The sequence below is a fragment of the Streptomyces botrytidirepellens genome (assembly GCF_003721215.1).
Taxonomy (GTDB): domain Bacteria; phylum Actinomycetota; class Actinomycetes; order Streptomycetales; family Streptomycetaceae; genus Streptomyces; species Streptomyces himastatinicus.
On the sequence record NZ_RIBZ01000194.1, the window covers coordinates 1 to 7,181 of the forward strand.

The window sequence follows — 7,181 nt, forward strand, 5'->3', positions numbered from 1 at the left end:
GTGCTGCCCCGCGGGCTCGGCCTGCCACCGGCCGTGGCGCGCCGCTCGCGCGGCATCTGGCCCGCGGACTGGCCGGTGCGGCCCAGGGTGCTCGGCCCGGAGCAGCACGGGGTGCTGCGCGCCCTCGGCGACCGGCGGGTGGCCATCGCCGAGGCGATGGCCCAGGGGCTGGTGGCCTATGCCCGCTGCTGGCAGCCGGAGCTGGTGGTGCACGACGCGAGTACGTACGCGGGCACGGTGGCCGCGGCGGCGCTGGGCGTGCCCGCGGTCGGCCAGCTGTGGGGGAGCGCGGCGCTGCTGCGCCTCGACCGGCAGCGGCTGGACGGCCCGCCGCTGCCCGGCTATGCGCGGCTGATGCGGCGTTACGGGGCGGATCCGGCGCGCGAACCGGAGCTGTGGCTCGACCCCTGCCCGCCGAGCCTGGCGCTGCCGTCGCCGGAGCGGCGGCTTCCGGTGCGGTTCGTCCCGTACGAGTCCCCGTACGAGTCGCCGTACGAGCCCCCCTATGAGGTGTCCTACGAGCCGCCGTACGGGTCGCCGCGCGGGGCGTACGAGGAGGCGTACGACGCGGTGGGCGAGCCCTCGTACGACTCGATGCGCCAGGGGCAGGTCCCCGCGCCCACCCGGGTCTGTGCCGCGTGGGAGGACCCGGCGGGCCCGCCCGAAGCCGTGCGGGCGGCGCTGCGGGCGGCTGAGGCGCGCGGTGTGGAGGTCGTCCGGCTGGGCACCGCCGCGGAGGGGCTGCCGCCCGCCGGACCGCTGCACCGGGTGCTGCCGGGCTGCCGTGCGGTGCTCCACCAGGGCGGCGGGGCCGCCGTCCTGGCCGCGGCCGTGGCCGGGGTGCCCCAGCTGATCGTCGCGCCCCGCCCCGAGCAGCAGCTCAACGGGGCGCGGGTGGCCCTCACGGGCGCCGGGGCGCACACCCCCGCCGGGCTCCTCGACGGCTCGCCGCGCACCGCCCGGGCGGCCGGTGCCCAGCTGGCCCGGGACCTCTTCGCCCTGCTGGAGCAGCCCTCGTACCTGGTCGCGGCCCGTGCGCTGCGGGAGGAGGCCCGGTCGATGCCCGGCCCGGAGGCGGCGGTCATGCGATTGACGGCCCGCCCCGAGGACATACGAAAGGCCCCTCACACGTGGTGAAGGGCCTTCGCATGTCGGTGCGCCGCCAGGGACTCGAACCCCGGACCCGCTGATTAAGAGTCAGCTGCTCTAACCAACTGAGCTAGCGGCGCCTGCTGACGTAGGAGACCTTAGCACCCGGGTCAGGCGAAGTGAAAATCGATATCTTTNTAGGAGACCTTAGCACCCGGGTCAGGCGAAGTGAAAATCGATATCTTTCAGGCCGCCCTCAGCCCGGAAACAGGGCGGGTGCGCTGGTCACAGCCCTGTCGTCGGCGGCCGTGCCATCGGCGTCCGTACCCTCCGTTCCCGTGCCTTCCGCGTCCGTACCGGCGGTGACACGGAGCGTGCGGGCCGCCCGCACACAGGCCCACAGCAGCACCTCGGGCCCCGGCAGCCAGGGGCTGCGGACGTCGGGGGCGACGAGCCAGCGGGGCGAGGGCACGTCGTACGAGGCGATCTCCTCCGGGGGCTCGGGATCCGCCGGGCCGGGGTCCGGGGGGTACAGGGGCGGCACGGTCACCGTGTCCCCCCAGCCGTAGCAGAGCAGCGGTGGGGCCGCGCCGCCCCACTCCTCCCAGCCGAGCAGCGCGGGCAGCCGCTGGGCCGCGCCCGGGGTGGCGAACAGCAGGACCCGGCCGCCCTGGGCGGCCACCGGACCCGTGCCGGGTCCATCGGTCCATAACCGGCTGACCACCCGGCGCCCGAAGAGCGCGTCCATGCTGACGACGTCGAATGCGGTGCCGCACGGCAGCGGGACCGAGGTCGCCGGATGCTGTGCCCAGAGCGCGTGGACGCCGCGGGGGGACCGGCTGGCGGAGGCGAGCCAGTCCGCGCCGGCCGGGGTGACGTAGGCGGCGGTGTGAAGTGAGTCCCGAGGCGTTCTGCTCATGTTTCTACAATTACCGTCGGTGGAGGAGGTGTCGGGGGATGCGGCAAAACCAGGACATGACGCGGGGTGATGGGGTACCTTCCGCCCGCATATGCCCCCGGCGTGTGATCGCGGCAGGACGCCACGCGTTCGTGCGGGTTTCTCCTGCGGAGTACGCCCATCAGTCCGGTAGCTCGCCGCTTTGTATCAGTTCGCGACCGAACTCGATCATCTTTTTGGCGTAGTCCTCGGTCCACTCCGCCCGCTCGGCGATCACGGCGGGAGTCAGCCGGTCGAACCGCCTCGGGTCGGCGAGCTGCGCGGCCGCCATCGCCTGGAACTCCATGGCCCGGTCCGTCGCCGCGCGGAACGCGAGCACCAGCTCGGTCGAGCGGGTGAGCAGTTCGCGTGGATCCTCGATCGATTCCAGGTCGAAGAAGTGCGCCTCGTCCTTGACGGCGGCGGCCGGTTCGAAGAGCAGCGCGGCCGGTTTCATTCGCCGTGGCGCGGCGCCGTGCGGGCCTTGAGCCGCATCCGGCTCGGGCATGTGATCTCTCCTCCTGGGTCGTGAGACACGATCGGTTCGCGGTGCGTCCTGCTCCCATTGTCGCGCGGGAGGCAAGACCGCCGCCCCCACCAGGGGTGTCTCCCCATCGGCCCCTCCTCCGAACCCAGCGCCCGGCCCCCGGCCACCGGTCCGGGGACGGACGGAGGCGGGATCGTCCTAGGGTCGCCAGGAGACGCGGTGTTCGGCCAGGTGCGACAGGACGGCGTGATTCGCCTCCCACCCGTCCGGGAACTTCACCGTCACCCCCAGCTGCACGGGCTCCGTCGACGGATGCTCGTCCAGCAGCTCCGCCACCCCGGCCCGGCACACCACCACACACGCGTGCCGGTGCCGCGACGCCAGCACGCACAACCGGCCCGTCTCCAGGTGGAAGGCCGTCGCGTCCGGGCGGCCGGACAGCGGGTGCAGCACCACCGTCAGATCGAACTCACGTCCCTGGAGGCGGTTCGCCGTATCGACGGTGACGCCCGACACCCCCAGCCCCGCCAGCGCCGCCCGCACGGCCGCCGCCTGGTCGCGGTGCGCGGTGCCGACGGCGATCCGGTCGGCGGTCAGCGGCACCGGTTCGTCGGCGCGCTCGCTGACCGCCGCGCCGCCCCGGTCCAGCGTCCGCCGGACCACCTGGGCCACGGCGGCCACCGCCTCCGGGTCGGTGCGCGGCGTACGACGGGCCGGAAGCTCCAGCAGCCCCCACCCCGAGACGGCGGCCTCGTCCAGCACCCGGTCCGGCCCCGAACCGTCCGAGGGCACCCCGAAGCTCAGCCGCCGGTCACCGTGGTCGGTGCCGCTGCGGAAGGGCGTGTACGGATAGAACGCGTCCGAGACCAGCGGCGCGGCCGACGCGGGCAGCCGCCAGGACACCGGCAGCCGGTGCTGCGGCAGCCGCGGATTGTGGGCCAGGAGCGTGGTCACCGCGCTCGCCGACGGGTCGTACGAGAGCCCTGCCCACTGATCGGCGCCCACCACGCTGAACGGGTCGAGCTGCCCGGGGTCGCCGACGAACAGCGCCCGCTCGAAGAGCCCCGCGACGGCCAGCAGCGCGTCCGAGCGCATCTGGTACGCCTCGTCCACGATCGCGTGGCTCCACGGCTCGACGTTCTTGACGTGCGCCCATTTCGCGGCGGTGGACACCACGATGCCCAGCCCGGCCAGATCGGCGACCTTCGCCGAGCAGCGCACCGCCGGATGATCGTCGAGCACCGGGTCGTACGGATGCGGATCGCTGCTGTGCAACCGGCCGACCGGAAGGTCCGGGTCCGCCGTGGCGAGCCGGTCCACCAGGTCGTCCACCTGTGCGTTTGTCTGCGCGACCACCATCAGCGGCCGCCCGGCGGCGGCCAGCTCCCGGGCCGCCCGGACGACCAGCGTCGACTTGCCCGCGCCGGGCGGGGAGTCCACGACGACACCGCGGTGGGTGCCGTGCAGCGTGTCGTGCAGGATCGCGTCGGTCGCGCGCGCGGCCGCGGCCGACGGGTCGAACGGCTCGCCCCTCCCCGTACGGGCCGCCCGGTCCGTGGCGATCACAGATAGTCCTCCTCGGTCACGGGGTCGGGAGCCTGTTCGGGAGCGGCGGCGTCCGGTGGTCCGCCGTGGGTCCAGGGCGTGCTCTCGGGGTCGGGCAGGTCAGGGCCGCCGCGCGGGGCGTGCTCGAACAGCGTCCAGCACAGCCGGTCGCCCGGCTCGGGCACCGAACCCGGCTCCGGCTCCTTGCCCCGGCCCATCCCGCCGGTCAGCCGGACCACGAACGCGGCGCAGGTCCCTCCGGGATCTGACCCATCGGGCTCGGCCTCCCCGGCGAACTCCGCGGTCTGCGTCCGGCCGTCGTCCATCACCCGGTACAGCTTGACCCGCTCGGCCAGATGCGGACGGTCCTCGGTACGCACCGTGACCAGCGGCCTCGGCCGCGGCACCTTCGCCTCCGACCAGGCCATCTCCACCTCGATGACCTCGCCCGCGAACGCCTCCCCGGACAGCCGCCGCCCGGCCATGACCAGCGGGTCGTCCAGCGCCTCCTGCGCGTCCAGCTGGGCCTGCGCCGTCTCCCGCGCCGCGAGCTTCTGCGCCGCCGTCACCGCGTCGTCCCGCTTCGGCTGGGGCGGCTCACCGGCCCGGATCCGGTCCCGGTGGGCCGTGTACGACCAGCGGTCCCGCTTCCAGCGGTCCGCCACCCGCGCCCCCTCCGGCAGGTCCCGCAGCAGGTCCACGCCCCGCCACAGCGCGTCCCAGGTGGGCCGCAGCTGGGACGCGATCAGCTCGCGCAGCTCAGCCTCGGCCGCCCGCAGCCGCGCCTCCCCGCCCGCCACGCCGCCGGTCACCTCGGACCGTGCCGCGTCGTACCGGGACATCGCCGGGGCCAGCAGCTTGTTGTCGAAGGCCGGGTCGGTGGCGGGGCCCGCGGGCGGGTGGAGCAGCTGCCCGTCCCCGTCCCGCGCCGTCTCGGTGTGCAGCGCCGCCTCCGCGCCCGGGACGCCCTCCGGCGGGTCGATCCAGGCCAGCAGCGACCCCAGGTGCTGGTCCTCCAGATTGCTCTGCCCGGTCGCCCAGTGCCGCCCCAGCAGCTCGGTCAGCGACAGCAGCAGCGAGGAGCCGGGCACCCGGGACCGCTCCCCGTAGTGCGTCAGCCACCGGCCGAGGAGCGGTACGCGCGCGGGCGCCGGGAACGGCGTCTCCGGGTCCTGCTCGGCGGTGCGCCGGAACCGCATCGACCGCCCCAGCAGCCGGACGAACGCCACGCCCGCACCGCTGGGCACCAGCAGCTGCGGCGCGTCCGCGCACAGCTCGACCTGGACCGGCACCTTCTTCCCGGTCTCCGGGTCGGTCTCCTTGCGCTCCTCCAGCTCGACGTCGTCCGCGTACCCCTCCAGGTACGGAAGCATCTCCTCCGCCAGCTCGGCGAGGAACGCGAACCGCAGGTCACGGTTGCGCGGCTGCGCCACGACCAGCAGCCGCGGCGCGTCCCGGTCGGTGCCCACCAGCGCCCCGAGCGGCGCGCCCGTCTCGCCCGCGGTGGTCAGCGGCACGAACGCCAGCGGCCGCTGCGAGAGATGACGGTGCCGCACCGTGGCGACCGGCCGCGCCCGGCCCTCCCGGACGGCCTCCATCCGGGCCAGCGTGGTGATCAGCGACATACCGCCTCCGCAGGCCGCGCGGCGGTGGCGAGGGCCTCGGCGCGCAGGGCCGCCGCGCGCCGCAGGGTGTCCACGGCCGGGTCGCCGGTGGGCTCCGAACCGCCGGATTCCAGGGCGGCCGCGAGCACGGCCTCGACCGTGGTGAGCCCGCCCAGCTCGCCCCGGACGCCGCGCCCCAGCGACTCGACGGCGCCCGCCTCCCGGGCCCGCGCCCGGCAGTGGAGGGCCAGTTCACAGGTGGACAGGCACTCCGGCGCGTACGCCGCGTCCACCGTCTCGACGGCGGCGGTCAGCTCCTCGACGGGCCGGGTCGGGGTCCGGCCGTCCTCGGTGAGCCGCAGGTCGAAGGTGGTGCCCTCGGGGAGGGCGGCGGCGATCTCCTCGATCCGGGTGAGGCGGCCCAGCTGCCGCCGGGTCACGGCGAGCTGCTTGCGCACGTCGACGAGTTCGGCGGTCGGCAGGTTGGAGAAGTCCTTGGGGCAGACGAGCAGCACCTGGTGCCGCACCCGGGCCGCGACGCCGTCCTCCTTGCCCTCCGGGCCCTCCGTGACCTCCCCGAGGTGGGCCGCGATCCGCTCGAGGGCCAGGGCGTAGACGGCCGACTGCCGGGCCGCGGCGCCGACCTTGGCCGGGTCGGCGGCGCCGTCCACCATGGGGAAGGACTTGATCTCGATGACGGTCCAGGAGCCGTCGGGGTGCACCACGACCGCGTCCGGCTCCAGGAAGGCGGGGGAGCCCGCGACGTCCAGGCTCACCATCGGATGGTCGAGCAGCGCCCACCGCCCCGCCGCGGTGGCCTCCCGCAGCGCCAGCGCCGTACGGGCCGTGCGCCCCTGGGGACCGGCCGCGGTCAGGTCGGGGGTCGCGGTGGTGTCCGGGTCGGGCGGGTCCGAACCGTCGGCCAGCCGCTCGTGCAGCAGCCGCGTGAGCAGTGCGCCGCGGTCGGCCTTGACCCGGGCCTCGAAGGTGTTGCCGCGCTGGTGGGCGAACTGGGACTGGCCGAAGGGCGCGGGCGCTCCGAGCGCCCGCGCCAGCGCGCCCTTGTCGACCCCGGCGCCGTCGAGCAGCGCGCGGCGGCGGCAGCCGGGGTTGGACGCCAGCGCGGCCAGCGCACGGGCGTCCATCGGATGCGGAACGGTGGACGGGCCGCGCAGCTCAGCGAGCTGTTGCCGGAGCGCCGTCGCCGGCTGCCGCGGAGCTTCCGCCCGCGCCGGTCCCGCGGCCGGCACCGGCACCGGCTTCCCGTCCGCCGCCGTCGCCGCCATCCGTACGTTGCCTGTCCGCGCCCCTGCCCTGCTGTCGGGGGATCCGTTCCCGTTCACGGGCCGAAGTCTCGCACTTGTCACCGACATTCGTGGCCGCGCCCGCAGGTTCGGCGGGCTCTCCGGCGGTGATTCCGGCGGCGCCCGCCTCGGCGGAGGCGTCGGCGGTACGGGTCGCGGTGGCGGCGCGGGCCGGGGCGAAGCGCTCGCGGACGGCGCCCGCGAGCCGCAGCGCG

6 protein-coding genes and 1 tRNA gene are annotated in these 7,181 nt (G+C 75.4%); 1 reads left to right on the forward strand and 6 read right to left on the reverse strand.

Annotated elements, in window-relative coordinates:
- Positions 1-1,137, forward strand: a 1,137-nt coding sequence (locus EEJ42_RS50860) for a nucleotide disphospho-sugar-binding domain-containing protein (RefSeq protein WP_184503097.1), incomplete at its 5' end; no start/stop codon positions are given.
- A gap of 18 nt (positions 1,138-1,155) precedes the next feature.
- Here the strand turns inward: EEJ42_RS50860 and EEJ42_RS15135 are convergent.
- The 6 genes from EEJ42_RS15135 to EEJ42_RS15160 all read right to left on the reverse strand — a co-directional run bounded on the left by EEJ42_RS15135 (position 1,156) and on the right by EEJ42_RS15160 (position 6,948).
- Positions 1,156-1,229: transfer RNA gene (locus EEJ42_RS15135), tRNA-Lys, on the reverse strand.
- A gap of 116 nt (positions 1,230-1,345) precedes the next feature.
- The gene (locus EEJ42_RS15140; protein ID WP_123100472.1) at positions 1,346-2,008 is read right to left on the reverse strand and encodes a bifunctional DNA primase/polymerase; all 663 of its coding nucleotides are present in this window, start codon (positions 2,006-2,008) and stop codon (positions 1,346-1,348) included.
- Between the two features lie 160 nt (positions 2,009-2,168).
- Positions 2,169-2,534, reverse strand: a complete 366-nt coding sequence (locus tag EEJ42_RS15145) for a hypothetical protein (RefSeq protein ID WP_123100473.1) — start codon at positions 2,532-2,534, stop codon at positions 2,169-2,171.
- A gap of 177 nt (positions 2,535-2,711) precedes the next feature.
- On the reverse strand, positions 2,712-4,079 hold the full coding sequence (locus EEJ42_RS15150; RefSeq protein ID WP_123100474.1) for an AAA family ATPase: 1,368 nt from the start codon (positions 4,077-4,079) through the stop codon (positions 2,712-2,714).
- The gene (locus EEJ42_RS15155) at positions 4,076-5,683 is read right to left on the reverse strand and encodes a hypothetical protein (RefSeq protein ID WP_123100475.1); all 1,608 of its coding nucleotides are present in this window, start codon (positions 5,681-5,683) and stop codon (positions 4,076-4,078) included. Before EEJ42_RS15155 ends, EEJ42_RS15150 begins: the two co-directional genes overlap by 4 nt.
- Entirely contained in the window at positions 5,674-6,948 is a 1,275-nt protein-coding gene (locus tag EEJ42_RS15160; protein ID WP_123100476.1) for a hypothetical protein, read from the reverse strand. The genes EEJ42_RS15155 and EEJ42_RS15160 overlap by 10 nt, the downstream gene beginning before the upstream one ends.
- Positions 6,949-7,181 lie beyond the last annotated feature (233 nt).

Coding starts and splice junctions, on each gene's coding strand:
- EEJ42_RS15140 (WP_123100472.1), bottom strand. CDS start 2,008: ATGAGCAGAACGCCTCGGGACTCACTTCACACCGCCGCCTACGTCACC.
- EEJ42_RS15160 (WP_123100476.1), bottom strand. CDS start 6,948: ATGGCGGCGACGGCGGCGGACGGGAAGCCGGTGCCGGTGCCGGCCGCG.
- EEJ42_RS15145 (WP_123100473.1), bottom strand. CDS start 2,534: ATGCCCGAGCCGGATGCGGCTCAAGGCCCGCACGGCGCCGCGCCACGG.
- EEJ42_RS15155 (WP_123100475.1), bottom strand. CDS start 5,683: ATGTCGCTGATCACCACGCTGGCCCGGATGGAGGCCGTCCGGGAGGGC.